The 25,949-nt window shown below is 64.3% G+C and carries 23 protein-coding genes; 12 read left to right on the forward strand and 11 right to left on the reverse strand.

All coding sequences use genetic code 11. The annotated features are described in order from the left end of the window. Positions 1 to 61 precede the first annotated feature (61 nt). The 7 genes from CIMIT_RS08145 to ctaC form a co-directional block, all read right to left on the reverse strand. Positions 62 to 817, reverse strand: coding sequence for a C40 family peptidase (locus tag CIMIT_RS08145; RefSeq protein ID WP_038591538.1), 756 nt, complete (start codon positions 815 to 817; stop codon positions 62 to 64). Between the two features lie 555 nt (positions 818 to 1,372). Further along, positions 1,373 to 3,004 carry a cytochrome bc1 complex cytochrome b subunit gene (qcrB, locus tag CIMIT_RS08150; protein WP_038591541.1) on the reverse strand — a complete coding sequence of 544 codons (1,632 nt, stop codon included), beginning with the start codon at positions 3,002 to 3,004 and terminating at the stop codon, positions 1,373 to 1,375. After that, positions 3,004 to 4,224, reverse strand: coding sequence for a cytochrome bc1 complex Rieske iron-sulfur subunit (gene qcrA, locus CIMIT_RS08155; protein ID WP_038591544.1), 1,221 nt, complete (start codon positions 4,222 to 4,224; stop codon positions 3,004 to 3,006). Before qcrA ends, qcrB begins: the two co-directional genes overlap by 1 nt. After that, on the reverse strand, positions 4,221 to 5,069 hold the full coding sequence (gene qcrC, locus CIMIT_RS08160) for a cytochrome bc1 complex diheme cytochrome c subunit (protein ID WP_038591547.1): 849 nt from the start codon (positions 5,067 to 5,069) through the stop codon (positions 4,221 to 4,223). The genes qcrA and qcrC overlap by 4 nt, the downstream gene beginning before the upstream one ends. Before the next feature lie 45 nt (positions 5,070 to 5,114). Further along, positions 5,115 to 5,735 (reverse strand): aa3-type cytochrome oxidase subunit III, encoded by a 621-nt coding sequence (gene ctaE / locus CIMIT_RS08165; RefSeq protein ID WP_197697005.1) that lies wholly within the window; start codon positions 5,733 to 5,735, stop codon positions 5,115 to 5,117. A 426-nt stretch (positions 5,736 to 6,161) separates the two neighbouring features. Continuing rightward, positions 6,162 to 6,593: an aa3-type cytochrome oxidase subunit IV gene (gene ctaF, locus CIMIT_RS08170; RefSeq protein WP_038591554.1), complete on the reverse strand. Its 432-nt coding sequence runs from the start codon at positions 6,591 to 6,593 to the stop codon at positions 6,162 to 6,164. A 21-nt stretch (positions 6,594 to 6,614) separates the two neighbouring features. After that, on the reverse strand, positions 6,615 to 7,706 hold the full coding sequence (gene ctaC, locus CIMIT_RS08175) for an aa3-type cytochrome oxidase subunit II (RefSeq protein WP_038591557.1): 1,092 nt from the start codon (positions 7,704 to 7,706) through the stop codon (positions 6,615 to 6,617). A gap of 405 nt (positions 7,707 to 8,111) precedes the next feature. Between ctaC and asnB the strand changes: the two genes are divergently transcribed. Next, entirely contained in the window at positions 8,112 to 10,049 is a 1,938-nt protein-coding gene (gene asnB / locus CIMIT_RS08180) for an asparagine synthase (glutamine-hydrolyzing) (protein ID WP_038591560.1), read from the forward strand. 278 nt (positions 10,050 to 10,327) lie between these two features. Next, a complete protein-coding gene (locus CIMIT_RS08185; RefSeq protein ID WP_038591562.1) occupies positions 10,328 to 11,329 on the forward strand; it encodes a S41 family peptidase in 1,002 nt (333 codons plus the stop codon). Between the two features lie 320 nt (positions 11,330 to 11,649). Here the strand turns inward: CIMIT_RS08185 and CIMIT_RS12805 are convergent, their stop codons facing one another. Continuing rightward, positions 11,650 to 11,790, reverse strand: coding sequence for a hypothetical protein (locus tag CIMIT_RS12805; RefSeq protein WP_236620828.1), 141 nt, complete (start codon positions 11,788 to 11,790; stop codon positions 11,650 to 11,652). On the opposite strand from CIMIT_RS12805, the gene CIMIT_RS13125 reads away from it, so the two are divergent. Beyond that, positions 11,769 to 11,963 (forward strand): excalibur calcium-binding domain-containing protein, encoded by a 195-nt coding sequence (locus CIMIT_RS13125; protein WP_169713230.1) that lies wholly within the window; start codon positions 11,769 to 11,771, stop codon positions 11,961 to 11,963. The genes CIMIT_RS12805 and CIMIT_RS13125 overlap by 22 nt on opposite strands. Before the next feature lie 90 nt (positions 11,964 to 12,053). Here CIMIT_RS13125 and CIMIT_RS08190 read toward each other — a convergent pair whose 3' ends face one another. Then, positions 12,054 to 12,398, reverse strand: a complete 345-nt coding sequence (locus CIMIT_RS08190; protein WP_038591565.1) for a HesB/IscA family protein — start codon at positions 12,396 to 12,398, stop codon at positions 12,054 to 12,056. A gap of 162 nt (positions 12,399 to 12,560) precedes the next feature. On the opposite strand from CIMIT_RS08190, the gene CIMIT_RS08195 reads away from it, so the two are divergent. After that, positions 12,561 to 13,268, forward strand: coding sequence for a DUF3043 domain-containing protein (locus CIMIT_RS08195; protein WP_038591568.1), 708 nt, complete (start codon positions 12,561 to 12,563; stop codon positions 13,266 to 13,268). Positions 13,269 to 13,271: 3 nt separating this feature from the next. Continuing rightward, a complete protein-coding gene (locus CIMIT_RS08200; RefSeq protein WP_038591571.1) occupies positions 13,272 to 14,264 on the forward strand; it encodes a nicotinate-nucleotide--dimethylbenzimidazole phosphoribosyltransferase in 993 nt (330 codons plus the stop codon). A 6-nt stretch (positions 14,265 to 14,270) separates the two neighbouring features. Here CIMIT_RS08200 and CIMIT_RS08205 read toward each other — a convergent pair whose 3' ends face one another. Next, the gene (locus tag CIMIT_RS08205; RefSeq protein ID WP_038591574.1) at positions 14,271 to 15,377 is read right to left on the reverse strand and encodes a branched-chain amino acid aminotransferase; all 1,107 of its coding nucleotides are present in this window, start codon (positions 15,375 to 15,377) and stop codon (positions 14,271 to 14,273) included. Between the two features lie 95 nt (positions 15,378 to 15,472). On the opposite strand from CIMIT_RS08205, the gene CIMIT_RS08210 reads away from it, so the two are divergent. Then, complete coding sequence (locus tag CIMIT_RS08210) at positions 15,473 to 16,936, forward strand: leucyl aminopeptidase (protein ID WP_038591577.1); 1,464 nt, start codon at positions 15,473 to 15,475, stop codon at positions 16,934 to 16,936. On the opposite strand, the gene CIMIT_RS08215 is transcribed toward CIMIT_RS08210, so the two are convergent. Beyond that, positions 16,933 to 17,328 carry a hypothetical protein gene (locus CIMIT_RS08215; protein ID WP_038591580.1) on the reverse strand — a complete coding sequence of 132 codons (396 nt, stop codon included), beginning with the start codon at positions 17,326 to 17,328 and terminating at the stop codon, positions 16,933 to 16,935. The two genes, CIMIT_RS08210 and CIMIT_RS08215, sit on opposite strands and share 4 nt — an antisense overlap. A gap of 123 nt (positions 17,329 to 17,451) precedes the next feature. Between CIMIT_RS08215 and sucB the strand changes: the two genes are divergently transcribed. From sucB to lipA, 6 genes are all read left to right on the forward strand, one after another. Further along, positions 17,452 to 19,536 (forward strand): 2-oxoglutarate dehydrogenase, E2 component, dihydrolipoamide succinyltransferase, encoded by a 2,085-nt coding sequence (gene sucB / locus CIMIT_RS08220; RefSeq protein ID WP_038591583.1) that lies wholly within the window; start codon positions 17,452 to 17,454, stop codon positions 19,534 to 19,536. Between the two features lie 153 nt (positions 19,537 to 19,689). Further along, on the forward strand, positions 19,690 to 22,524 hold the full coding sequence (gcvP, locus tag CIMIT_RS08225) for an aminomethyl-transferring glycine dehydrogenase (RefSeq protein ID WP_038591586.1): 2,835 nt from the start codon (positions 19,690 to 19,692) through the stop codon (positions 22,522 to 22,524). Between the two features lie 10 nt (positions 22,525 to 22,534). Further along, positions 22,535 to 23,608 carry a glycine cleavage system aminomethyltransferase GcvT gene (gcvT, locus tag CIMIT_RS08230; protein WP_038591589.1) on the forward strand — a complete coding sequence of 358 codons (1,074 nt, stop codon included), beginning with the start codon at positions 22,535 to 22,537 and terminating at the stop codon, positions 23,606 to 23,608. A gap of 1 nt (position 23,609) precedes the next feature. Next, entirely contained in the window at positions 23,610 to 24,002 is a 393-nt protein-coding gene (gene gcvH / locus CIMIT_RS08235) for a glycine cleavage system protein GcvH (RefSeq protein WP_038591592.1), read from the forward strand. Positions 24,003 to 24,039: 37 nt separating this feature from the next. Then, on the forward strand, positions 24,040 to 24,828 hold the full coding sequence (lipB, locus tag CIMIT_RS08240) for a lipoyl(octanoyl) transferase LipB (RefSeq protein ID WP_038591595.1): 789 nt from the start codon (positions 24,040 to 24,042) through the stop codon (positions 24,826 to 24,828). A gap of 33 nt (positions 24,829 to 24,861) precedes the next feature. Further along, positions 24,862 to 25,905: a lipoyl synthase gene (gene lipA, locus CIMIT_RS08245; protein ID WP_038591598.1), complete on the forward strand. Its 1,044-nt coding sequence runs from the start codon at positions 24,862 to 24,864 to the stop codon at positions 25,903 to 25,905. Positions 25,906 to 25,949: the final 44 nt, after the last annotated feature.

Raw genomic sequence — 25,949 nt, forward strand, 5'->3', positions numbered from 1 at the left:
CACACCCGCCCGGTTCGATACGAGCTGGTACGGGTGTGAAAGGTGGGGCGTCGAAAAGCTTTTAGAAGCGAACGACGGAGTGCACCGGCATCATGTGCAGCGGGCGCTCGCCAACCGGCACACCACTGTTGAGCGCGTCGATGATGGTGCCGTTGCCAGCGTAGATGCCGACGTGGGACGCGCCACCGTAGTAGACCACGATGTCGCCCGGCTGGATGTTATCCAGGGAGACCGGGGTGCCGGCGGAAGCCTGTGCCTGGGAGGTACGCGGGATGGACTTGCCAGCCTGTGCGTAGACCCAGGAGGTGAAGCCGGAGCAGTCGAAGGCGTTCGGACCGGCAGCGCCGTAGACGTACGGGGAACCAATCTTGGTGCGGGCGATCTCGACGATGCGCTCGCCCTGGGTCTTCTGCGGGGCCGGTGCCGGAGCAGCGACAGGTGCGGAGTACTGCTTGGCGACAGCCTGCGCCGGCTGCTGCGGCAGCACCTGCGCCTCGACGTTAGCGATGAACTGGCTGAAGCCCGGGACGTTGTTGATGCCCGGCAGCGCCTTCACCTGAGCGATGGCCTGCTGGTACTGGCCGCCATCGGCCTTGCCAGCCAGGGACGGGACCCAAGCCTCGATGCCCGGAATGTTGGCGATACCCGGGATGTTCTCAATGCCCGGGATCTGCGCGGAGACCGGGGAGTTCGGGACGCGGACCTCGGCGGCCTGCGCGGTGGTCGGTACCATCAGGGTAGCGCCTGCGACGACGGCGGTTGCGGCAGCCGCGGTGCGGACTGCGGTGTTCGTGGTCTGGCGACGGTGCTTTGCCATTGTAAGTTTCTCCATATCTTCTCTTCGCCTACCGGGTAGCCATACGGGCTGGGCCGTGAGAATCTGCCCTGGCGCGCCTTGCTGCGCGCCATCCGCCCTCAATCAGTCAAGTGCGGTTCCCCGGTTCCACGACACTGAAGTCGTGGTGTGCGGCTCATATGTTCTGTTTTCGTACCTTGCAAGCAACGGCTGTTGTCGCAATGTCTCGAACAGATTACGAAACGGCAACAAGTTTGTCCAACCCTTAGGTTGTTACAAATCCGTTATTGAACTGTTTCCTTGTGTTTGCCAGAATTTTCCAGAAAATTCGCACGGCCCCACGCGCGCACTCCGCTCCAAAATACCCGCTACTACCTGGCGCTTTTCCGGCCATCGGCTGGCTCCGCAAAGTGTTGCCAATGTACCGTGCTTCATAAAAACTGGTTATGTGTTCTCCGTCACACCGGCGAAAAGCGGGCATTCTGCGTCGTTATAAAGCGTGACTTTCTGGCATAGAAAAAGGGCCCATCCCCTTTCGGGACGGGCCCTTCTGCGACCGCTATTTCTTACAGCGTATTAGTGGCTGTTCTCGTGGGTCGCGTCGCGATCGTCGAGGTGCTTGGTCTCCTCGAGCTTGCGCAGCGTCTCCACCTCTTCGTGGTGCTTCTGCGCCTCGGAGTCGCGGACACGCTCGGTGACGCCGAGCTCAGCCGGCTTGAAAGCACCGATGGTCTCGGAGTCTGCGAAGCCAAGCTGGTTGAGCTGCTTCGGCACGCGAGCACCTGCGTACTCGAGCGGGATCGGGTGACCGTTCTCGTCGACCGGGCCGAGCGGCTGGTGGATCTCCACAAAGGCACCGTTCGGCAGCTTCTTGATCACACCGGTCTCGATGCCGTGCTCCAGGACCTCGCGGTCGGAGCGCTGCAGGCCGATGCACAGGCGGTAGGTGATGAAGTACGCCAGCGGCGGCAGCACGATCACGCCGATGCGGCCGAACCAGGTCATCGCGTTCAGCGAGATCTGGAAGAAATGCGCCACGTGGTCGTTACCACCGGAGATGGTCATCAGCATGAAGAACACGATGCCCATAACACCGATGGAGGTACGTACTGGGACGTCGCGCGGACGCTGCAGGAGGTTGTGGTGAGCGTCGTCGCCGGTGATCTTCTTCTCAATGAAGGGGTAGGTCAGCAGCAGGACGACCATCAGGCCACAGAGCAGGGCCACCCAGAACGCGCCCGGGATGGTGTAGTTGCCCAGGTAGAGCTCCCACGCCGGCATGACACGTGCGGCACCATCCGTCCAGAGCATGTACACGTCCGGCTGCGAACCGGCGGAAACCTGCGACGGGTTATAGGGGCCAATGTTCCAAATGCCGTTAATGGTGGTCAGACCAGCCATGGCAGCGAGGACGCCGAAGACGAACATCATGAAGCCGATTGCCTTGACGGCGAACACCGGCATGATGCGGATGCCAACAACGTTGTTCTCGGTGCGGCCCGGGCCCGGGAACTGGGTGTGCTTCTGGAACCAGACGAGCAGCAGGTGCGCGGCGATCAGCGCGAGGATGATGCCCGGCAGGATCAGCACGTGCAGGATGTAGAAGCGGTCCAGCATCAGGTCGGACGGGAAGTCGCCGCCGAAGATGGCCCAGTGCATCCAGGTACCGATGATCGGGATGCCCACCACGATGGCGGACATGATGCGCAGGCCGACGCCGGAGAGCAGGTCGTCCGGGAGGGAGTAGCCCATGAAGCCCTCGATCATGCCGAGCAGGATCAGGGTGACACCGATAATCCAGTTCGCCTCACGCGGGCGACGGAACGCACCGGTGAAGAAGATACGCATCATGTGCGCGAACATGGCCATCATGAACATCAGGGCGGCCCAGTGGTGCATCTGGCGCACGAAGAGTCCGCCGCGGACATCAAAGGAGATGTTCAGTGCGGTGGCGTAGGCGCGGGACATTTCCACGCCATTGAGCGGCAAGTAGCCGCCGTCGTAGATCACTTTGGTGATCGACGGGTCGAAGAACAGCGCCAGGTAGACGCCGGTCAGCAGCAGGATGATGAAGCTGTACAGGGCCATCTCGCCGAGCATGAAGGACCAGTGGCTCGGGAAGACCTTGTTCAGCTGGGGGCGCAGGACCCCCGCGATCGTGTACCGCGAGTCAACGTTGTCCGCGGCTTGTGCAAGTTTTGTACTCATTAGGACTTACGCTCCCAGAATGCCGGGCCGACGGGCTCGATGAAGTTGCCGTTGGCGATGAGGTAACCTTCTTCGTCAACAGTCACAGGAAGCTGCGGCAGCGCACGTGCGGCGGGGCCGAAGATCGGCTTGCCGTAGTGCAGCGCGTCGAACTGCGACTGGTGGCACGGACACAGGATGCGGTTGGTCTGCGCCTCGTACAGCGAGGTCGGGCAACCGATGTGCGTGCAGATCTTGGAGTAGGCGTAGTAGTCGCCGTAGTGGAAGTCCTCCTGGCCCTCACGCTCGATGACGCGCTTGGCGTCTGCGGAGCGCAGGCGGATCAGCATGACAGCGTTACGCGGGCCGTGCAGCGAGTGCATGTGCTGCTCGTACACGTCGCGCTTCGGGTCGTACTCCTTGCCGTCGTTGACGTCCTCTGCGTACAGCGGGAAGACAGTCTCCATGGACGCTGCAGCCAGGTCCTCCGGGCGCATGCGCACCAGGCGGGAAACACCCGCGGTGGTGTAGTGCGAACCGGTCTCGCCCTCGTGCAGCTCGGCGATCGCGCCGGTGTCGCGGCCGAGGTAGACCTTGACGCCCTTCTCCTGGATCGTCCAGCCGTGGGTCCACAGCGTGCCATCGCCCAGGTAGTTGAGCTCGTGGCGCTCGCGCCACGGGTTCTTGATCATGCCGCCGAGCGGGGCAATGACCATAAGGCCGGCGAGGACGCCGGCGCCACCGAGGAGGCCCTGCATCGCCTTACGACGACCAAAGGTGGAGGTCTCCCACGCGTCGTTCAGCAGCGCGGTGGTGGTGCGACGGTCGAGTTCGCTGGAGCGACCGTCGTGGCGGCGCTGCACCGAAATCTCTTCCGGGATGAACTTCTTCACGTACTGGATAATCGCGATACCCAGTGCGACGAAGCCAAGACCGGAGGTCAGGCCGAGTAGCGGGGTGTAGATCGTGTAGATCCACAGGCCTTCGTCGCCGTGGAACTTCGGCTCCCACGGCCAGAACAGGTAGACGCCCAAAAAGGCGATGCCGCAGAGGATGGAGATCAGCAGCCAGATGTTGATGCCAGTGGCTGCGGCCTTCTCACGCGGGTCGCCCTCGACTGGGAAGCGCTCCTTGCGGTAGGCCACCGTGACGTCGTCAAGCTCGGTGCCGAGCGCGGCGAGCTCCGCATTGCTCATGCGGTCCAGCTCTTCTTTGGTGTAATTCTTCTTCACTTCACTCATGAGCGCGATCCAATCCAGATAGCAGCGGCAGCGACCAGGGTCACGCCAATGATCCACATAGCCATACCCTCAGAAACCGGGCCGAGGCCGCCGAGCGACCAGCCACCCGGGCTCGGGGTTTCCTTCGCGGACTTGATGAAGGCGATGATGTCCTTCTTCTCGTCAGCGGTGAGCTGGCGGTCGGAGAACTTCGGCATGTTCTGCGGGCCGGTGAGCATCGCCTGGTAGATCTCCTGCTCGTTGGCGGGATCAAGCACCGGGGCGTACTTACCGGAAGACAGCGCGCCACCACGGCCGGTGAAGCTGTGGCAGGAGGCGCAGTTGAGGCGGAACAGCTCGGAGCCGCGGGCTACGTCGGCGGCTTGAATCTGGCCGTCGTAGTTCTTGCCGCGCAGGGACTCCTTGGCCACTTCGCCGTTGTCGTCGTAGACGAGCTCAGGGCCGCCACCGTTGGCTGCGACGTACGCAGCCAGGGCGAGCGCCTGGGACTCGGTGTAGCGCGGGCGCTTACGCTCAGCCTGCGCGTCGTTCGACATCATCGGCATGCGGCCGGAGTTGACCTGGAAGTACACGGCACCCTCGCCGGTACCAATCAGCGAAGGGCCGCGATCCTCGACGCCCTCCAGGTTCGCGCCGTGGCACGTAATGCAGGCCACGTCGTAGATGTCCTTGCCCTCCTGGACCAGGGCCTGCTCATCGCGCTCGGCGGTGGCAACCTGAGCGTTCGGGGTCAGCGCGGAGGCCAGAAGGCCCGCACCGGTAAGCCCGAGCGTCAGCGCAGCGGCACCAGCGACGGTGCGTTGGGTCTTGCGACCGCGACGCTTCTTCTTAGGTGTGTTTTCCATCTTGCTTCCTTTTAGCGACTATTCAAGCTTTATCTGTTCCCTGGACTACTGCACCAGGTAGAGGGTGATGAACACGCCGATCCACACCACGTCAACGAAGTGCCAGTAGTAGGAGGTCACCATCGCAGCCGTTGCCTGCGCCGGGGTGAACTTCGACTTGGAAACACGAAGCAGCACCACGATGAAGGCAAGAATGCCGGCAGTTACGTGCGCCATGTGGAAGCCGGTGATGATGTAGAACACCGAGCCATACACGCTGGACTGCACACTTACACCGTGCATGACCATCTCGGTCCACTCGTATGCCACGAGACCCAGGAAGATCACGCCGAGCAGCACAGTGACAGCAAACCACTTACGCAGGCCGTATACGTCACCCCTTTCTGCAGCGAACACGCCGAACTGAGAGGTCACAGAGGAAGCAACCAGAACGATGGTGATGATCAAGCCGAACATCACGTTCAGGTGTGCCGTCTGGTTCTCCCAGTCACCGGCAGCCAAGCCGTTTGCACGCGACGTGAAGTACATCGCGAACAAGCCAGCAAAGAACATCAACTCTTGGGCGAGGAACGCGATCGTGCCCACGCTGACCATGTTCGGTCGGTTCAGCGAGGGGACACGATTCTGCGGTGTCGCCATGCCTTGGTTAGAAATTGCGGTCGTCACGCATGTGATTATGGCCTGTTTTCGTCTGAAAGTCATCTCAGATACCCCCGAAATTCTTCTGCCAATTCCGCCCCAACCAGCTATTTTCCCTGCTATGCGATTCTGGAAAAAACTTTTTTGAAAACCCGGGAACTTTTTCAAACGACTATCCGACGCACATCCCCGCAGGTCACGGCAGCGCCAGTTCCACACCCCCGCTTTTCGCAACGTTTCGCCGATCGGTGGGCAAATATTTGCCCGCCGATTCGGCTTGGCACTAAGTTCCCGATTGTGACGCTTCTCATACCCGCTAAGCGTAGAAAGCGGGTGGAAAACCTACTTTCGGTTGACCCCTGTGCGGGTGGGCGTCGACAAGCATAAAGCCCCGACACCACAAGGTGCCGGGGCTTAAGACTTCCCGCGAAGGCGTGCGGGAGATGAAGGCGCTTAGTGCTTCTCGCGCGGGATACCGTACTGCAGGTTGAGCTGCGTGGTGGTCCAGATGAGGAAGACCGCGCCAAAAGCGATCAGCCACAGCTGGTAGAAGGCGATACCCAGGCCGAGGAAGAAGATCGCGCCGGACATTGCGAACGGCCAGATCGAGTGCGGGGAGAAGAAGCCCAGCACGCCAGCGCCGTCTTCGATCTCCGCTTCTTCCCAGTCCTCGGGGAGGACGTCCATGCGGCGCTCGGTGAAGTTGAGGTAGACCGCCATCATGAAGCACAGCGCCGTGGCGAGCACGAGCGCGACACCACCGACCCACTCGAGGCCGAAGAGGTAAGCATCCTCACCGATCCAGCTCGTGGAGACGATGTAGGCCACTGCCATCAGGGCCAAGAAGGTGCCGATTGCGTAGAAAACTTTTGAGCCAGCTCCCATTGTTCTGCACTCCTTCTTTCTTTAAACGGTGGTGGGGACGTTGGCGTTGTTACCGTCGCGGGTACCCAGACGGTCGGTAACAAACGGGTGGGTGGAGGTTGCGTACGGTTCCTCACCAATCGCCTTCAGTGCGTCCGAGTTCGGAGCCTGCGGGTTCTCGATGCGGAAGTCCATGTACTGCTTGAACTTCTCCGGGGAGACCGCGCGAATCTCAAAGTTCATCATGGCGTGGTAGGTACCGCACATCTCGGCACAGCGGCCGACGAACGCGCCTTCCTCATCGATGCGCTCGATCTGGAAGCTGCGCTGCTGCTGGTTGGACTCGGGGTGCGCGTAGACGTCGCGCTTGAACAGGAACTCCGGGACCCAGAACGCGTGGTTGACGTCACCGGAAGCGAGACGGAACTCGATCGCCGTGTCGGTCGGGACCACGAGCACCGGGATCTCCTCGGAGGAGCCGATGGTCTCGATCTGGTTGAAGTTCAGGTACGACTGGTCACCCATGGACATGCCGTGGATGGGGTTCGGGTTGGGCACACCCTCCGGGTCGTACTTCGACTCCTCAGCAGCGGCCTGACGCTCCTCGTCGCGGCCCTCGTACTTCTGGCCGTTCGGGATGAACTCGCCGTCGACCTCTGCGTAGCCGAACTTCCAGTTCCACTGGTAGCCGGTGACGTCAACGGTGACCTTCGGATCCTTGTCCAGTGCAGTGGTCTTCGTCTGTGCCTGGACGGTGAAGAAGAACAGCACCATGACGATCAGAATCGGCACGATGGTCAGTGCCAGCTCAAGCGGCACGTTGTACTGCAGCTGCTTCGGGAACTCGCCCTCGCCCTTCTTCTCCTTGGCCTTGCGGTTCCACTTGAAGATGGCGGTGAGGAACAGGCCCCACATCACGATGCCGATAATCCAGGCAGCGAGCCAAACCCAGACCCAGAAGTTGTACATCTGTACACCCTCCGGAGTGACCGGGTCGGGCCAGCCCATGTCGAGCACCTTGGCCACAGCCTCCGGCGGGGCTACTTCACAGCCCGCGAGCGCGAAGCCGCCGAGCAGGAGCGAACCGGCCACGCCAAGCTTCTTGGCGAAGCTGCGCTTTGTTTCCTTTTCCACGTGTGTCTGCCTTCCTGTCCACACTTCATTTAAAACACTGAACGTCCATAGGTATGCCAGAGCATTCCTACCCATTCCTACCCAGTTAGATTAGTTCATCCCAAGCCCGTCCACGGAATTCTCACTCTCGCCCCCGAAGTGCAGTACTTTCGCTTCCCGACGCCCACCCGCCACCCTTGGCTTTTCCTGCCAGGCCCCAGCAATTGTGGCCTACAGCACACAAAATCCGGAGATTCGGCCAAAATATTCATCCGAAAGTTGGCCCCCTTTCGGGGACGGGCTAAAGGTTGAAGCGCCACACCGGCGGCCGGTTCGCCGATCGAGGCGCGCGAACTCTATCCTTGGAAGGCATACCCGCGCGCACCCGTTGCGCACCATATATATAAGGAGAAGGTTCAACTTACGATGTGTGGCCTGCTTGCACTGCTTACCGCCGGTTCCAACGCCAGCACCTTCGTCCCCGCCATGGACGAGGCGCTGCCCTGCATGTACCACCGCGGCCCCGACGCCGCCGGCACGTGGCACGACGCAGACGCAGTCTTCGGCTTTAACCGCCTGGCCATCATCGACCTGGAGCACTCCCACCAGCCACTGCGCTGGGGCCCGGAGGACAACCCGACCCGCTACGCCATGACCTTCAACGGCGAGATCTACAACTACCTCGAGCTGCGCGAGGAGCTGCAGGCCGCGGGCTACACCTTTAATACTTCCGGCGACGGCGAGCCGATCGTGGTGGGCTACCACCACTGGGGCAAGGACGTGGTCAACCACCTGCGCGGCATGTTCGGCATCGTCATCTGGGACAGCGAGACGAAAACTATGTTTGCCGCCCGCGACCAGTTCGGCATCAAGCCGCTGTTTTACGCCACCACGGAGGCCGGTACCGTGTTCGCCTCCGAGAAGAAATCTATCCTTGCGATGGCGGAACCCCTTGGGCTCGACCTCGGTGGTCAAGACAACGGCCTAGACCGACGCGCGATCGAGCACTATGTCGACCTGCAGTACGTTCCCGAACCGGAGACGCTGCACACCGCTATTCGACGCGTGGAGTCCGGCTGCACCGTCACCCTGAGCCCCGGCGGCAAGGTCGTCAGCGAGCGGTATTTCACCCCGCACTTTAAGTCCCAGCCGGTCCCCAAGGCCAAGGAGCAGGACCTCTACGACCGGATCGCCGCAGCCCTCGAGGATTCGGTGGCCAAGCACATGCGCGCCGACGTGACCGTCGGTTCCTTCCTCTCCGGCGGCATCGATTCCACCGCCATCGCGGCGTTGGCAAAGCGCCACAACCCGGACCTTTTGACCTTCACCACCGGCTTCGAGCGCGAGGGCTACTCCGAGGTCGACGTGGCTGCCGAGTCGGCTGAAGCGATTGGCGTCGAGCACATCGTCAAGATCGTCTCGCCCGAGGAGTATGCGAACGCGATCCCGAAGATCATGTGGTACTTGGACGACCCGGTCGCCGACCCTTCGCTCGTCCCGCTCTTCTTCGTCGCGCAAGAAGCCCGCAAGCACGTCAAGGTCGTGCTCTCCGGCGAGGGTGCCGACGAGCTGTTCGGCGGCTACACCATCTACAAGGAGCCTCTTTCGCTCGCGCCCTTTGAAAAGCTGCCCTCTCCCCTGCTGCGCGGGCTGAACAAGCTCGGCCAGGTCCTTCCCGAGGGCATGAAGGGCAAGAGCCTGCTGCTGCGTGGCACCACCCCGATGGAGGAGCGCTACTACGGCAACGCCCGCTCCTTTAACTTCGAGCAGCTCAACCGGGTGCTGCCCTGGGCCAAGCGCGAGTGGGATCACCGGGAGGTGACGGCACCGATTTACGCGGCGTCGACAAGCATGGACCCGGTCGCGCGCATGCAGAACCTCGACCTGTTCACCTGGATGCGCGGCGACATCCTGGTCAAGGCCGACAAGATGAACATGGCGAACTCGCTCGAGCTGCGCGTCCCCTTCCTGGACAAGGAGGTCTTCGAGGTGGCGCAGACAATTCCTTACGAGCAGAAGATCGCGAACGGGACGACGAAGTACGCGCTGCGCCGCGCGATGGAGCAGATCGTGCCCGCACACGTGCTCAACCGCCGCAAGCTCGGCTTCCCCGTGCCGATGCGCCACTGGCTCGCGGGTGACGAGCTGTACGGCTGGGCGCAGGACACGATCAACGAATCGCAGACCGAGCACATCTTTAACAAGAAGGAGGTGCTCGAGATGCTCAAGGAGCACCGCGACGGCATCTCTGACCACTCCCGCCGCCTGTGGACCGTACTGGCATTTATGGTTTGGCACGGCATCTTCGTCGAGCAGCGCATCGACCCGGAGATCGAGCACAAGGACTACCCGGTCAAGCTGTAAGGGGGCGACCTGGGGAGTTTGCCGCTTCCGTGCTCCGATCGACCTGGCGTTTTGACGCCGGGCTTGTGTCTTTGAGGCTGGTCCAAATGGAGCTAGCTCCGTTTAGCAATCACGGTTCCGCGCGACCTGGGATTTTCCGGCCGGGGTGAGCCCAAATGGAGCTAGCTCTACTTAGGCGTCCAGCACTCCGCACACGCCACAAGGTAGTGCTAGCTCTACCCAAAGACTCCCGCTGCCACCATTGCCGACAACCTCCTCGCACAGCGAAAATTAAAGGCATGAGTACAACAAAGAAAGTCCTTCGTATCCTCGGCGGCGTTGTCGTCGCCCTTCTACTGCTCATCGCGGCCGCCGGCTACGTCTGGGGCCCGACGCTGACCGCGCAGATGACCGGCCAGGCCCGCTTCTTCGGCACGGACACGCCGAAACGTTATGCCAACACCGTGCTGGATCTGTCCGAATCGATGGGCATCTACGGCGACTCGGAGGAGTTCGCAGCAGCCCGCGCCGAGGTCGAGGAGGCGACCGAGTATGCGCGCCACAAGTACGAACTGATCGAGCCGCTCAACGCCGCGGTCCACGCCGCCGGCGGCAAGCATTCCAAGCTCTTCTACGAAGAAGCGAACCAAGACGACGACGCCCCGTCCGCCCAGGTCGGCGTCGAAACGACCGACGGCATCGCGCTTGCCATCGTGCCCGGCATCGGCCGCCACGACGACGTGCAGAGCTACGCCGACACACTCTCCCGCGGGCTGATCGAGGCGCGCGACGCCGGTGCCTGCGGCGCGATCGTCGACCTGCGCGGCAACGACGGCGGCGACATGGGCCCCATGGTCGCGGGCTTAAGCCCACTTCTCCCCGACGGCACCGCGCTCGAGTTCGTCAGCCGCATGAGCACCACGGCGGTCACCGTCGAGGGCAACGCGGTTCGCGGCGGCGGCACCCCGCTGGAAACCGCCGGCGGCAAGTGGGAGGCTCCCACTGCCGTGCTTGTCGACGACACCACCGCTTCCTCTGGCGAAGCCACCATGCTCGCCTTCCGCGGTCTCGATAATTCCCGCTCCTTTGGCACCCCCACGGCCGGTTTCGCCTCGGCGAATACGGTCTATGACTTCCCGGACGGCAGCGTGCTCATGCTTACCATCGCCAAGGACAAGGCCCGCACCGGCGAGGAGTTCGCCGAAGATCCGATCCAGCCCGACTCCCCCACCGCCACCGCTGACGAGGCCCTCGACGAGGCGAGGGCGTGGCTGCGCGAGCAGCACGGCTGCGGTGCGTAGACGAGGTTCAGAAAGTGCGCAACATCACGTCATCCAAGCCACAAGGCATTTCACAGCATGCTGCTATTCTTTAGTTATGAAAAAGTCAATTCTGGCGCTAGGGCTGGCTGGCGCATGCATGTTTTCCCTAACGTCTGTACCGAATGCGCAAGCTAACGAGGTTACCTCGCAAGAGGCTGCTCAAGCAGAAGACAATGAGCTCTCCACAGGCGCAGCCGCCGCCATCACGATTGCCGCCATTCTTGCGGTCGTTGGCTTGGGAGCTGGCGCCACAGTTTGGGCAGTCCAGCAGCGACTTATCCCTAACCCCCTTCCGGGAGTTATTCCTGGGCCCCGCCCCCGAGCAAAAGCACCGGCGCCGAAGCCAGCGCCCCGCCCGAACACAGCACCAGCGAAGGCTCCGCGGCAAGCACCCAAGCCTGCTCCGTCCCCTCGGTCTGTGCCCAAACCAGCTCCAGCACGAGCACCCCAAGCGCGCCCCGCACCTGCTAACCAGAACGGGAAGCGGCCTGCAAACGGCTACTACCGCAATTGTGCTGCAGCCCGCGAGGCCGGTGTAAATCCCATCTACGACTATGAGCCTGGCTACCGCTCCGCCCTGGACCGCGACGGCGATGGCGTCGCCTGCGAATAGCGCAAAAACAATCGGCCTGTGAGAAATGAATCCCGCCCACTACACAGCTTGTCGCCTGTGTGGAGGGCGGGATTCTTTCGCGCGCGAGACCTAGTTGAAGGAGTCGCCGCAAGCGCAGGAGCCGCCAGCGTTCGGGTTGTCGATGGTGAAGCCCTGCTGCTCGATCGTGTCGGCGAAGTCGATGGTGGCACCGGCCAGGTACGGCACGCTCATCTTGTCCACCACGAGACGTACGCCGCCGACCTCGTCGGCCTTGTCGCCGTCCAGGTCACGGTCGTCGAAGTAGAGCTGGTAGCGCAGGCCCGCGCAGCCACCCGGCTGCACGGCGATACGCAGCGACAGGTCGGTGCGACCCTCTTGGTCCAGCAGTGCCTTCGCCTTCGCGGCGGCGGCGTCGGTCAGGTTCACCCCAGTGGCAGAGGTAGGTGCAGTCATGGAAATCTCTCCTTAAATATGTTGCCGGAGTTGGCCCCATCATAGTGCCCACCCGGAAGCGGCGCGCAACCGTCGCCGCCCAGGTGCCGGGCTCTTCATCTGTAACGCACCACCCCGGTGGCGTATTCCTACTTTCCTACGCCTGCTTGTAGCCTAGAGGGCGTGAAATTCCCCTGGCAGAAATCTGAGCAGAACACCGAGCAGCAGGCTGAGGCGGGCGCTGTGGACGACGGAGCGTCGATAAGCGGGGCCCAGCCGGAGCCCACCTACCCCAAGGGCTACACCCCGCCGAAGGGCCGCCCGACGCCCAAGCGGCACGAGCAGGAGATCAAGCGCGGGGTGATCCGCGACCCGGATGCACTGACGCCGGCGCAGCGCTCGCAGCGCAACAAAGATCTGAAAGCCTCCATGACGAAGGAGGAATGGAAGGCGTATAAGAAGGAGCAGCGCGCGGAGAATCGCCGCGCGAACCGCGAGATCCAGGCCCGCATCGACGCTGGCGACGAGCGCTACCTCATGGACCGCGACAAGGGCGAGATCCGCCGCTACGTGCGCGACTGGGTCGACGCCCGCCGCTTCTTCAACAACTACGTCATGCCGGTCGCGCTCGTGCTGCTGCTAGTCATGCTGATCGGCACTTGGATGCCGCGCGTGGCCACGGTGCTGTCCGGGCTGACCATGGTGTTTATCCTGGCGATCTTCATCGAGGCCTTCATCATCGGCATCCGTGCCAACAAGGCGGTACGCGCGAAGTTCCCGGAGACCACCGAAACCGGCTTCGGGCTGGGCATGTACGCGTTCTCCCGCGCCTCCCAGCCGCGCAACTGGCGCTCGCCGAAGCCGCAGGTCGCCATCGGTGCGAAGGTGTAAGCGATGACCGATCCCGCACCACGCTTTCCGGCCGTCGAGCCGCCGGACACGGGCCGCGCCCGCACGGTGTCGCGCCTGCTCGCGCGCAGCGTTCCGGGCCGCGCGCTTGGCCGGCTCGGCGATCTCGGCGCGCAGCTAGCCGGTGTGCAGGCAGGCGCAGACCCGGCTCCCTTTGCTCGTCCCCGCGCCGTGGTGGTGGCCGCGCGCCACGGCATCGCAGCCCGCGGGCTGTCCGCGTGGGACGAAAGTGCGACCGAGCGCCTGCTCGCCCAGCTCGCCGCGGGTGGAGGCCCCGCACATAGCGCGGCGCGCGCGGCGGGAGCGACGGTGCGCGTGGTCGACGAGTTCGACGAGCCCACCGGCGCGATCGATACTTCCCCCGCGATGACTGCCGCCGCCTGCGCGGACGCGATTGCCCGCGGCATGCAGGTCGCCGACGAAGAGGTCGACTCCGGCACGGACCTCATCATCCCCGGCAACGTCGGCGTCGGCGACACCACGATCGCCGCCGCCGTCTACGGCACGCTCACCCGCACCGAGCCGGTGCTCGCAATCGGCCGCGGCTCCGGCATCGACGACGAGGTATGGAAGATCAAGGTCGCCGCGATCCGTGACGCGATGTTCCACGCCCGCGGATTCGCCGACGACGTCGAGCGCGTACTCGCAGAGATCTCCGGGCCGGACATGGCCTTCCTCGTAGGGCTGATCGCCCAGTCCGCGGTGCGCCGCACGCCAGTGCTTCTCGACGGCGCGCTGCCCACCGTCGCCGCCTACGTCGCCGAGCGACTCGCCCCCGGCACCAAGCGTTGGATAATCGCCGCAGGCCTCAGCCCGGAGCCCGCCCACATCGGCTGCTTGCAGGCGCTCGAGCTGACCCCCGTGCTCGCACTCGACATCACTGCTGGCCAGGCCACAGGCGCGCTCGCCGCCCTCCCGCAGCTCAACATGGCTGCGGAGATGGTCGGCGAGGTGCTCGATTTACTGCGCGCAGAGTAGGCGGTCTTAAGCCTCGACGAGCGTGGTGTTCCACCCGTGGGTGTCCTCCACGCTGCCGTCCTGGATGCCACGGAGGCGCTCGCGCAGCGCCATGGTGATCTCGCCGGCCTCGTTGTTGTTGATGGTGAACTCGCCGTCGGCGCTCTTCACGCGCCCGACCGGGGTGAGCACGGCGGCAGTGCCGCAGGCAAGCGTTTCGGTGATCGTGCCGTTTTCCACGCCCTCGCGCCAATCCGCGACGGTGATCTTGCGCTCCTCAACGTCCAGGCCCATATCCTTGGCGACCTGCAGCAGCGACTTGCGGGTAATGCCCGCCAGCAGCGATCCGGACAGCGCCGGGGTGACCAGCTTGGCGTTGTCACCGGAGCCCTCGACGAACATGAGGTTCATGCCGCCCATTTCCTCGATGTACTTGCGCTCGATGGCGTCCAGCCAGACGACCTGGTCGCAGCCCTTCTCCTCCGCCTCGGCCTGGGCGAGCAGGGAGCCTGCGTAGTTGCCGGCGAACTTCGCATCCCCGGTGCCGCCCGGCGCGGCGCGAACGTACTCCTTGGATACCCAGACGGAGACCGGCTTGACCCCGCCGGAGAAGTATGCGCCCGCCGGCGAGGCGATGACGTAGTAGGTAAAGGAGTGCGAGGGCTTCACGCCCAGGGTCTTCTCCGTGCCGATCATAAACGGGCGCAGATAGAGCGCGGCCTCCCCGCCGGCGGCAGGCACCCACGCCTTATCCACGTTGACCAGCTGGCGCAGGGACTCGATAAACAGGTCCTCGGGCAGCTCCGGCATGGCCAGGCGGTGCGCGGAGTGCTGCATTCGGGCCGCGTTCTGCTCGGGGCGGAAGGTGGTGATGCTCCCGTCGGCGTGACGGTAGGCCTTCAGGCCCTCGAAGATGGCCTGCCCGTAGTGGAAGACGTTGGTCGCCGGGTCCAGGGTAATCGGCGCGTACGGGCGCACCTGGGCGTCGTGCCAGCCTTTCTCCTCGGTCCACTCGATGGAGACCATGTGGTCGGTGAACTCCTGGCCGAAGGCCGGATTGGCCAAAATGGCTTCGCGCTCGGCGTCTGTTGCGGGGTGAGGGTTTTGGGCAATAGCGAAATCAAGCGATGTCATGGGCACTACCCTACTCGCGGCCGTGGCCCCGTTTACCCAGGTACGCTGAAATAGCACTGGAATTTATTCAGGCTTGTAAAGAAAGGTGACTTTTTATGGCTTTTGATTGCTCACTCCCCGTCAGTGGCACGGCGGCGTCGGTAACCCTCGCGGAAAACGCGCCTGCTGAGGCCGCGCGCCTCGTCCCGGTCGCGGCCGGCGAGTCCGGCCCTGAGCTGCCGGTGACCTCGCTTGTGACCGACGGCCTGCTCAACGCGCTGAGCAAGGTGGGTGCCAAGGGCAAGGTCGGCGAGTGCCACCGCCTGCTTGTCGACGGCACGTTGTTCATCGCCTTCGGCATCGGCCCGGCCTCGGACATCGACGACGAAGCGGTGCGCGGCGGCGTCGGCACCGCGGCCCGCTCGCTCGCTGGGGTAGAGAAAGCAGCGATCAGCGCCGAGTTCGGCGTGGGCCCGGTCGTGGAGGGCATCGTACTTGGCAGCTACTCCTACCAGGGCTTCAAGGCCGCTGACGCTGCAGAGCCTGCGCAGGTGACGACCGAGGTCGCCGTCGTTGACGCCGACGCGGAGGCCTTCGAGGCAGCGCGCATCATCGCCGAGTCCGTCAACCTGGCGCGCGACCTGGTCAACACCCCGTCGAACTACCTCTACCCCGCCTCCTACGCCAAGATCATGGAAGAAATCGGCGCGCAGGTGGGCCTTAAAGTCGAGGTCTTCGACGAGGACTACCTCGCCGAGCACGGCTTTGGCGGCATCACCGCCGTCGGTGGCGGCTCGCAGCGCCCGCCGCGCCTGGTCCACCTCGCCTTGAACCCGGAAGCCACCGGCACGCACACCGCGCTGGTGGGCAAGGGCATCACCTTCGATACCGGCGGCATCTCGCTGAAGCCGGGCGCGAAGATGGAGGACATGATCAGCGACATGGGTGGGTCTGCCGCCCAGTTCGCCGCGATTGTCGCCGCCGCGCGCCTGGGCATCGACATGCGCATCGACGCCTGGCTGCCGCTGGCCGAAAACATGCCGTCCGGCGCGGCCACCCGCCCGGGCGATGTCATCACCCACTACGGGGGCCTGACGTCGGAAGTCCTGAACACTGATGCCGAGGGCCGCCTCGTGCTTGCCGACGCCATCGCACGCGCCTCCCAAGACAAGCCCGACTTCCTCATCGAGACGGCCACGCTCACCGGCGCGCAGATGGTCGCGCTCGGCGCACGCACTTCTGCGGTAATGGGCTCGGACGACTTCCGCGATGCAATCGCCGAAACCGGCCGCAGCCTCGGCGAGCCCGCCTGGGCCATGCCGCTTCTGGAGGAGCAGGAGGCGCAGCTGAAGTCCCCGATCGCGGACATCCGGAACATTCACAATTCGCGCAACGGCGGCATGCTCTTTGCCGGGCTCTACCTGTCCAAGTTTGTCAGCGAGGGCACCCAGTGGGCCCACATCGACATCGCCGGACCGTCGTTTAACACCGAGTCCCCCTTCGGCTACACCCCGAAGCGCGCCACCGGCGTGCCGGTGCGCACCATCATCGCCACCCTTTCGGCCCTGGCCGAGCGCTAACTATACGGGTTCTCGCCGCGCTCAAACTTGGCGCGGCGTTCCCGTTGCTCGGCCCTTTTGCGCAGGATTCTCTCCTGCTCCATCTTTTTACGCATGCGGTCTGGGTAACCGGTCTCCTCGACGTCGTAAAGCAAAATGCCCAACAGCTTGGCCACCTCATCGATACCCTTAGGCCCGCCGATGCGGCGGCGGGTGTAGTTGCCCTGCTCATCGACTAACACCACCGACATCTCGTTGACCATCGTCTCCGGCTCGATGTAGCCCTCGACGAACTTCCGGCCGGCGACCCACTGCTGTAAGTACTGCGCATCATCGGGGCGGATGGTCTCGCCGGGCGCGCGCGGGGGCTTGAAGGTGGAGGACTGCTTCCGTTTGCCGAAAAGGTTAAACACGCCCAACATCTTAGCGAGCGTACAAATCGCGCCCCCAAACGCGACGAGGCGGACGGAATACAGGTAGCCTGTTGACTGTATAGCTTCCGTTACAACGTTGAACTGCGAGGAGACTTAGAAAACATGGCGCACTCTGTAGAGATGCCCGAGCTGGGCGAGTCTGTCACCGAAGGCACGATTACCACGTGGCTGAAGGAAGTCGGCGATACCGTCGAGGTCGATGAGCCGTTGCTCGAGGTCTCCACCGATAAGGTCGACACCGAGATCCCGTCCCCGGTCGCGGGTGTCCTCATTGAGGTCAAGGCTGAGGAAGACGACACCGTCGAGGTCGGCGAGGTCATCGCCATCATCGGCGAGGAGGGCGAAGAGTCCGCCGGCGATTCCGACAAGGCTTCCGACGACGCTGACGACGCTGACGAGGCCGAGGAGGAGGCACCCGCCGAGGAGAAGAAGGAGTCCAAGTCCGCACCGAAGTCCTCCGGGTCCGCAACGGACGTGGAGATGCCGGAGCTGGGCGAGTCCGTCACCGAGGGCACCATTACTACCTGGCTGAAGGAAGTCGGCGACGAAGTTGAGGTCGACGAGCCGCTGCTCGAGGTCTCCACCGACAAGGTCGACACCGAGATCCCCTCCCCGGTCGCGGGCACCCTGGTTGAGGTGCTGGCTGAGGAGGACGACACCGTCGAGGTCGGCGAGGTCATCGCCCGCATCGGTGACGCTGACGCGGCGGCTTCCTCGGATGACGCTGATGACGCCGACGAGCCCGCCGAAGAGCCGAAGGAAGAGCCCAAGAAGGAAGAGGCTCCGAAGCAGGAGAAGAAGTCTTCCGGTTCCGCTGCTGGCACCAAGGTTGAGATGCCGGAGCTGGGCGAGTCCGTCACCGAGGGCACCATTACCACTTGGCTGAAGGAAGTCGGCGACGAAGTCGAGGTCGACGAGCCACTGCTCGAGGTCTCCACCGACAAGGTCGACACCGAGATCCCGTCGCCTGTCGCAGGCACCCTGGTGAAGATCCTCGCTGAGGAGGACGACACCGTCGAGGTCGGTGAGGCAATCGCCGTCATCGGTGACGCAGATGCTGCGGAGGCAGACGAGGACGAGGCTGAAGAGCCCGCCGAGGAGCCGAAGGAAGAGAAGGCCGAGGAGCCTGCCGAGAAGAAGGAAGAGCCGAAGAAGGAGGCTCCGAAGCAGGAGAAGACGGAGAAGGCCGACGCGTCTGATAAGTCCGCTGCTTCCTCCGAGAAGCTGAACAACCGCGGCGGCGACGTCCCGTACGTCACCCCGCTGGTGCGCAAGCTGGCTGACAAGCACGGTGTGGACCTGAACCAGGTCGAGGGCACCGGTGTCGGCGGCCGTATCCGCAAGCAGGACGTGCTCGCAGCCGCCAAGGGCGAGACTGCTTCCGAGTCCGCTGCGGCTGAGAAGCCCGCTGCGAAGGGCGCACGCGCCAACTGGTCCACCAAGTCCGTGGACCCGGCGAAGCAGGAGCTGATCGGCACCACGCAGAAGGTCAACCGCATCCGCGAGATCACCGCAGCGAAGATGGTCGAGTCCCTGCAGACCACCGCACAGCTCACCCACGTGCAGGAGGTCGACGTCACCCGCGTCGCCGAGCTGCGTAAGAAGTTCAAGCCGGCGTTCGTGGACAAGCACGGCGTCAACGTCACTTACCTGGCGTTCTTTGTCAAGGCGACCGCTGAGGCTCTGGTCTCCCACCCGAACGTCAACGCGTCCTACAACGCTGAGACCAAGGAGATCACCTACCACGAGGACGTCAACATCGGTATTGCTGTTGATACCCCGCAGGGCCTGCTGGTTCCGGTGATCAAGAAGGCGCAGGATCTCAACCTCGCCGAGATCGCGAAGGCGATCGTGGACCTGGCTGACCGCGCACGCAACAAGAAGCTGCGCCCGGACGACCTGTCTGGCGCTACCTTCACGGTGACCAACATCGGTTCCGAGGGCGCGATGCTCGATACCCCGATCCTGACCCCGCCGCAGGCCGGCATCCTGGGTACCGCAACGATCGAGAAGCGTCCTGTCATTGTCACCGAGGACGGCATCGACTCCATCGCGATCCGCCAGATGTGCTACCTGCCTTTCACCTACGACCACCAGTTGGTCGACGGTGCAGACGCTGGTCGCTTCGTCACCACGATCAAGGACCGCATCGAGGTCGGCGACTTCGAGTCTGATCTGGACCTCTAAGCCTCCAGCCGCGTAAGCGCTACGGCCCGCTTCCCCAGCAATCGGGGAGGCGGGCCGTTTCGCGTCTTCGGGGGCACCTGCCCTTTCCGTGCTTAATCGCGTCGCACCTTATACTGGCTAGTGTTTGGCACCACTTCGACCAAGGAGCGCGTTTTGGATTACATCTCCCGTCATATTGGCCCCGACCAGAGCGAACAGCAGCAGATGCTGGACACGCTGGGTTACGATTCGCTCGATGCGCTGATCGATACCGCGGTCCCCTCCGGCATCCTCGCCGACGGCCCGCTGCAGCTGCCGCAGGCGCTGACGGAATACGAGGCGCAGGACCGTCTCCGCGAAATCGCGAGCCAGAACACGGTGCTCAAAGCCTTCTACGGCCAGGGCTACCACTCTACGCTCACTCCGCCGGTGATTCGCCGCGGCGTGATCGAGGACGCCGGTTGGTACACCGCCTACACCCCCTACCAGCCGGAGATTTCCCAGGGCCGCCTCGAGGCGCTGCTCAATTTCCAGACCATGGTGCAGGACCTCACCGGCCTGGATATCGCGAATGCTTCGCTTCTCGACGAAGCCTCCGCCGCCGCCGAGGCCGTCGGGCTTATGTCTCGCGCGGTGCGCAAGGGCCGCCGCGTGCTTCTCGACGCCCGCCTGCACCCCCAGGTCATCACCGTCGCCGCAGAACGCGCCCGGGCCATTGACCTCGAGGTGGAGGTCGTGGACCTCTCCGAGGGCGTTGTTGGCGAAGACCTCGTCGGCGCGGTCGTGGCCTACCCGGGAACCGAGGGCGACATTGTAGATCCGCGTCCCGTCATCGAGGCCATCCACGAACGTGGCGGCCTTGTCACCGTCGACGCGGACATCCTCGCGCTCACCGTCCTGGAGTCGCCTGGCGAGCTCGGTGCCGACATCGCGATCGGTACGACCCAGCGCTTCGGCGTGCCGCTGTTCTACGGCGGCCCGCACGCGGCCTTTATGGCCGTGCCGGAGAAGCTCAAGCGTCAGCTGCCGGGCCGCCTGGTAGGCGTGTCCAAGGACGCGGAAGGCTTCCCCGCCTACCGCCTGGCGCTGCAGACCCGCGAGCAGCACATCCGCCGCGAGCGCGCCACCTCCAACATCTGTACCGCGCAAGCGCTACTGGCGGTTGCAGCCTCCATGTACGCCGTCTACCACGGGCCCGAGGGCCTGACCGAGATCGCGCGCACCATCCACGACTTTGCCGCCCGCTTCGCCGCCGGTATCGAGGCCGCCGGCAAGCGCGTCACACACGCCGAGTTCTTCGACACGGTCGCGGTTGAGGTAGAGGATGCGCAGGCGGTTGTCGAGAAGCTAGCGCAGGCCGGCTACCTCGTGCGCGCCATCGACGACACCACCGTCGGCGTCGCCTTCGGCGAGGACACCTCCGAGGCCGACCTCGCCGCGCTCCTCGACGCCTTTGGTGCCACCGCGCCTGAGAACGCCGAACCCCGCCTGCCGGAGGCACTTGCGCGCCGCACCGAGTTCCTCACCCACGAGACCTTCAACGCGATCCACTCCGAGACCCAGATGATGCGCTACATCCGCACGCTCGGCGACAAGGACCTCGCGCTCGACCGCACGATGATCCCGCTCGGCTCCTGCACGATGAAGCTCAACCCCACGGCAGGCCTCGAGACCATCACCTGGCCCGAGTTCGCCAACGTCCACCCCTTCACCCCGGCCGAATACACCAAGGGCTGGGCCACGCTTATCGACGAGCTGCGCTCCTGGCTTATCGAAATCACCGGCTATGCCGAGGTCTCCTTGCAGCCGAACTCGGGTGCCACCGGCGAGCTCGCAGGCCTGCTTGCGATTCGCCGCTACCACGTGGCTAATGGCGATACCGAGCGCGACATCTGCTTGATTCCGGCGTCGGCGCATGGGACGAACGCGGCGTCGGCAAGCTTGGCCAACCTGCGCGTCGTGGTGATCAAGACCGCCGACGACGGCTCGATCGACCTGGACGACCTGGATGCGCAGCTGGAAAAGCACGGCGAGCACGTCGCAGCCATTATGCTGACCTACCCGTCGACCCACGGCGTCTACGAGTCCGACGTGCGCCTGGTGTGCGACAAGGTGCACGCGGCTGGCGGCCAGGTCTACATCGACGGCGCCAACATGAACGCGCTGACCGGCATTGCGCGCCCCGGCGACTTCGGCGGCGACGTCAGCCACCTCAACCTGCACAAGACCTTCACCATCCCGCACGGTGGCGGCGGGCCGGGCGTGGGCCCGATCGGCGTGGGCGAGCACCTCATCCCCTTCCTGCCGGGCGATGCCAACGTCACGCTGGAAGAGGCGAGCTCGCCGGTGCCGGGAGACAAGGGCGTGCCGGTCTCGGCCAGCTTCTACGGCTCGGCCGGCGTGCTGCAGATCTCTTGGGCATACATCGCGATGAGCGGTGCGGCCGGCTTGAAGTCCGCGACCCAGCACGCGGTGCTCGGCGCGAACTACGTTGCGCACCAGCTCACCGACTACTTCCCGGTGCTCTACACCGGCGACAACGGCATGGTCGGCCACGAGTGCATCCTGGACCTGCGCGAGCTGACCGACAAGTCCGGCGTGACCGCCGCCGATGTGGCCAAGCGCCTGGTGGACTACGGCTTCCACGCCCCCACGCTCGCCTTCCCGGTCGCGGGCACGCTCATGGTCGAGCCGACCGAGTCCGAGGACCTGGCCGAGCTGGACCGCTTCGTCGAGGCGATGCGCTCCATCCACGCCGAGATCCAGGAGATCATCGACGGCCAAGTCGCCTACGAAGACTCCGTCGTGCACCACGCGCCGTTTACCGCCCACTCGGTGGTGCGCGACGAGTGGCCGTACGAGTTCACCCGCGAGCAGGCGGCCTACCCGGTCGACCGGCTCGTGCACGCGAAGTACTTCCCGCCGGTGCGCCGCATCGACGAGGCCTACGGCGACCGCAACCTCGTGTGCGCTTGCCCACCGCCGGAAGCTTTTGACATCAACGACTAAGGAGAAACACATGGCTGAATCCCCCCTCTACGCCGCCCACGAGAAGCTGGGCGCAACCTTTACTGACTTCGGCGGCTGGACCATGCCGCTCAAATACGGCAACGAGCTCGACGAGCACCGCGCTGTCCGCGGTGCCGCCGGCCTGTTCGACCTGTCTCACATGGGCGAAGTCGACGTCACCGGCCCCGAGGCTGGCGTGTTTTTGGACTACGCCTTAATCTCCAACATGTCCATCCTGAAGGTGGGCAAGGCGAAGTACTCGATGCTGGTCGCCGACAATGGCGGCATCATCGACGACCTGATCACCTACCGGCTCGCCGATGACCACTTCATGGTCGTGCCGAACGCCGGCAACACCGCCGCGGTGTGGGAGGCCCTTTCCGCCCGCGCCCGCGACTTCGACGTCGAGCTGAACAACCGCAGTGAGGACATCGCGCTGGTTGCCGTCCAGGGCCCCGACGCGCTCGCGGTGGTGCAGAAGCACGTCGACCAGGACGCAGACGCTCTGAGCTATTACTCCGCCGCGCCCATGCTTTTCGACGGCACCGAGATCCTCCTCGCCCGCACCGGCTACACCGGCGAGGACGGCTTCGAGCTCTACTGCGACTTCGCAGACGCCGCCAAGCTGTGGGACGCGCTCGTGGGCGAAACCACCCCGTGCGGGCTGGCCTCACGCGACTCGCTCCGTCTGGAGGCGTCCATGCCGCTCTACGGCAACGAGCTGTCGACCGAGATCACCCCGGTCGAGGCTGGCATGGGCCGCGCCTTTGCGAAGAAGGAGGCGGACTTCGTGGGTAAGGAGGCGCTTTCCGGCCGCGAACCGTCGGTTGTGATCGCGGGCCTGACCTCCGAGCAGCGCCGCGCCGCCCGCTCCGGCGCCGAGATCTTCCTGCCGGGCTCGCAAGACCGCATTGGTGTGGTGACTTCCGGTCAGCCCTCGCCGACGCTGGGCTACCCTGTTGCCTTGGCGCACCTCGCGCCGGAGCACGCGGAAGTGGGGACGGACGTGGAAATTGACATCCGCGGGCGTCGCTATCCGTTTACTATCGTAGATACCCCGTTTTACTCCCGAAAGGACGCCTAACATGGCACTGCAGAAGGACTTCTACTACTCCGAGGACCACGAGTGGATCAACGTCGCCCCAGACGAGGCCGTGGGCAAGACCGTGCGCGTGGGCATCACCAACGTCGCCGCTGACCGCCTGGGCGAGATCGTCTTCGCCGAGCTGCCGCAGGTCGGCGACACCGTCACCGTCAACGAGCAGTGCGGCGAGGTGGAATCCACCAAGTCCGTCTCCGACCTGTTCTCCCCTGTCACCGGCACCGTCACCGCCGTTAACGAGGACATCGACGGTGCCTACGAGGCCATCAACAACGACCCCTACGGCGCCGGCTGGCTCTTCGAGGTCGAGGTTGAGGCCGTCGGCGAGCTGATGACCGCCGACGAGTACGCCGCGGAAAACGGCGTCGAGGGCTAAGCACCCACAGCTACACGCGGGGCTAGAATGCGAAGGCATGACAGCCCCGCGTGACCCATTTTTCCCCGCCGATAAGTCCATCCGCGCCGACGCCGAGGTTCCGCTCGATGTGCGAGAGCTCGGCGTCGTGCCCTACCAAAAGGCCTGGGATCTACAGGCGGAGCTCGCCGCCAAGCGCGCCGCCGGGGAGATCGGCGACACCGTGCTCGTCCTCGAGCACCCCTCCACGTTTACCGCCGGCAAGCGCACCCAGCCCGAGGACATGCCGGAGGCCGACTACCCCGTCCCCGTCGTCAAGGTGGACCGCGGCGGGCGCATCACCTGGCACGGCGAAGGCCAGCTGGTGGTCTACCCCATCATCAAGCTTGCCGAGCCTGTCGACGTGGTCGACTACGTCCGCCGCCTGGAAGAGGCCATCATCGAGACGGTGCGCGAGGCGGGTGTGACCACCGCGGGCCGCATCGACGGCCGCTCCGGCGTGTGGGTCCCCCACACCACGCCCGCCGCCGACCCCGTCGCGCCGAAGCGCGACCGCAAGATCGCAGCACTCGGCATCCGCATTACCCGCGGAGTGACCATGCACGGCTTAAGCATCAACTGCGATAACACGCTTGCCCACTACGAGCACATCGTCGCCTGCGGCATCGACGACGCAGACGTGACCACGATGAGTTTGGAGCTGGGGAGGGACACGCGGGCGTCGACAATCGCCCCGCGCATTGTGCACCACCTCGACCGCGCCCTGTCCGGCGAGCTCACCGTGGCAGACCACACCTTCGCCACCGCGCCAGATCCCACGAAAGGCCTGAAGAAGCAGGCACGATGATGCATGCTTGACACGTCAGTTAACGTAGGGGGCGTGACTGTAGCACCAGAAGGTAGAAAACTCCTCCGAATCGAAAAGCGCAACGCGCAAACCCCGATCGAGTCCAAACCGCGATGGATCCGCAACCAGGTCAAAACCGGGCCTGAGTACGAGGACATGAAGCAAAAGGTCAAAGGCGCGGGCCTGCACACCGTGTGCCAAGAGGCCGGCTGCCCCAACATCCACGAATGCTGGGAATCCCGCGAGGCGACATTCCTCATCGGCGGGTCCCGCTGCTCCCGCCGCTGCGATTTCTGCGACATCGCCTCCGGCCGCCCCGACCCGCTCGACCGCGACGAGCCGCGCCGCGTGGCGGAAGAGGTTCGCGGGATGAACCTGAACTACTCCACCATCACCGGCGTGACCCGCGACGACCTCGAGGACGAAGGCGCCTGGCTCTACGCCGAGGTCGTGCGCAAGATCCACGAGCTCAACCCGCACACCGGCGTGGAAAACCTCACCCCCGATTTCTCCGGCAAGCCCGACCTGCTGCAGGAAGTCTTCGAGGCCCGCCCTGAGGTCTTCGCGCACAACGTGGAGACGGTCCCGCGCATCTTCAAGCGCATCCGCCCGGCGTTCCGCTACGACCGCTCGCTGGACGTCATCCGCCAAGCGCGCGACTTCGGGCTGATTACTAAGTCCAACCTCATCCTCGGCATGGGCGAGACCCGCGAGGAAATCCTCGAGGCGCTGGGCGATCTTGTCGACGCCGGCTGCGACATCATCACGATCACGCAGTACCTGCGCCCGGGCCCGACCTACCACCCGATCGACCGCTGGGTAAAGCCCGAGGAGTTCATCGAGTACCGTGACGCCGCCTACGACATGGGCTTCGCCGCCGTCATGTCTGGCCCGCTCGTGCGCTCCTCCTACCGCGCCGGCAAGCTCTACGTCCAGGCGATGGAGCATCACGGCCGCGAGCTGCCGGAAAACCTCAAGCACCTGAAGGAAACCTCCGCTGGCGAGACGACGCAGGAGGCATCCACCCTGCTGAAGAAGTACGGCGCTTCCGAGGACCACCCGGTCGTGACCCGCTAAGGGCCCTTTTTGCGGCCTCGCGCGGGCGCATTAACATAAGCGGC

Origin of the sequence: Corynebacterium imitans, assembly GCF_000739455.1 — a bacterium.
Classification (GTDB): Bacteria; Actinomycetota; Actinomycetes; order Mycobacteriales; family Mycobacteriaceae; genus Corynebacterium; species Corynebacterium imitans.

Coding starts and splice junctions, on each gene's coding strand:
- CIMIT_RS08200 (WP_038591571.1), top strand. CDS start 13,272: ATGACCGATCCCGCACCACGCTTTCCGGCCGTCGAGCCGCCGGACACG.
- gcvH (WP_038591592.1), top strand. CDS start 23,610: ATGGCACTGCAGAAGGACTTCTACTACTCCGAGGACCACGAGTGGATC.
- sucB (WP_038591583.1), top strand. CDS start 17,452: ATGGCGCACTCTGTAGAGATGCCCGAGCTGGGCGAGTCTGTCACCGAA.
- CIMIT_RS08190 (WP_038591565.1), bottom strand. CDS start 12,398: ATGACTGCACCTACCTCTGCCACTGGGGTGAACCTGACCGACGCCGCC.
- CIMIT_RS08210 (WP_038591577.1), top strand. CDS start 15,473: ATGGCTTTTGATTGCTCACTCCCCGTCAGTGGCACGGCGGCGTCGGTA.
- qcrB (WP_038591541.1), bottom strand. CDS start 3,004: ATGAGTACAAAACTTGCACAAGCCGCGGACAACGTTGACTCGCGGTAC.
- CIMIT_RS08145 (WP_038591538.1), bottom strand. CDS start 817: ATGGCAAAGCACCGTCGCCAGACCACGAACACCGCAGTCCGCACCGCG.
- gcvT (WP_038591589.1), top strand. CDS start 22,535: ATGGCTGAATCCCCCCTCTACGCCGCCCACGAGAAGCTGGGCGCAACC.
- CIMIT_RS08205 (WP_038591574.1), bottom strand. CDS start 15,377: ATGACATCGCTTGATTTCGCTATTGCCCAAAACCCTCACCCCGCAACA.
- asnB (WP_038591560.1), top strand. CDS start 8,112: ATGTGTGGCCTGCTTGCACTGCTTACCGCCGGTTCCAACGCCAGCACC.
- ctaF (WP_038591554.1), bottom strand. CDS start 6,593: ATGGGAGCTGGCTCAAAAGTTTTCTACGCAATCGGCACCTTCTTGGCC.
- qcrC (WP_038591547.1), bottom strand. CDS start 5,069: ATGGAAAACACACCTAAGAAGAAGCGTCGCGGTCGCAAGACCCAACGC.
- CIMIT_RS08185 (WP_038591562.1), top strand. CDS start 10,328: ATGAGTACAACAAAGAAAGTCCTTCGTATCCTCGGCGGCGTTGTCGTC.
- qcrA (WP_038591544.1), bottom strand. CDS start 4,224: ATGAGTGAAGTGAAGAAGAATTACACCAAAGAAGAGCTGGACCGCATG.
- lipB (WP_038591595.1), top strand. CDS start 24,040: ATGACAGCCCCGCGTGACCCATTTTTCCCCGCCGATAAGTCCATCCGC.